At 54.3% G+C, this 851-nt stretch carries 1 protein-coding gene; it reads left to right on the top strand.

What is annotated here, in order from left to right; translation table 11 throughout:
• Window positions 1-274 precede the first annotated feature (274 nt).
• A partial coding sequence (locus AC1DRJ_RS30305) for a peroxiredoxin (RefSeq protein WP_477805357.1) occupies window positions 275-851 on the top strand: 577 nt, incomplete at its 3' end.

The raw sequence follows: 851 nt of genomic DNA, 5'->3' as shown, positions 1-851 counted from the left end.
ATCTTAATGTTAACGAGAATGATTGTCAAAGTGCTTTCTGAAAGCTTCGCGTTATAAGCGGACGTGACCGACGAACGGTTTTCATCCGGGCAATCTGCCAGTAATGGTTACGACGGCAAATTTAACCCTCCTGCAAAAAACCGTTGAGGACAGCTCAAAAACGCCGTGTATGATGGTCGGTCCTTCGAAGCGGATCGTGTCACAGGGCTGTCGCCTGAGGGTGGCAGGCTGATGCGTATCCAGTTCTTCACGTTAATAGACCAGGAGATATCCAATGAGCGTACTCGTAGGCAAACAAGCCCCGGACTTCACCGTTCCAGCTGTACTGGGCAATGGCGAAATCGTAGACAGCTTCACCCTGTCGTCGGCCATCAAAGGCAAATATGGCCTGGTGTTCTTCTACCCACTGGACTTCACCTTCGTTTGCCCGTCCGAGCTGATTGCTCTGGACAACCGCATGGCCGACTTCAAGTCGCGCAACGTTGAAGTGATCGCCGTGTCGATCGACTCGCACTTCACCCACAACGCCTGGCGTAACACCCCGGTAAACAATGGTGGTATCGGCGAAGTTCGTTACACCATGGCTGCCGACATCAAGCACGAAATCGCCAAGGCCTACGACGTTGAGTCCGAAGGCGGCGTGGCTTTCCGTGGCGCGTTCCTGATCGACGACAAAGGTGTTGTCCGTTCGCAGATCATCAACGACCTGCCGCTGGGCCGTAACATTGAAGAGCTGGTCCGTCTGGTCGACGCTCTGCAATTCCACGAAGAGCACGGCGAAGTTTGCCCTGCCAACTGGAAAAAAGGCGACAAAGGCATGACCGCTTCGACCGAAGGCGTTGCGGCTTACC

The organism is Pseudomonas sp. P5_B2 (assembly GCF_056400445.1).
The sequence above is the reverse complement of the archived record's forward strand: the minus strand, read 5'-3'. Positions and strand labels throughout refer to the sequence as shown.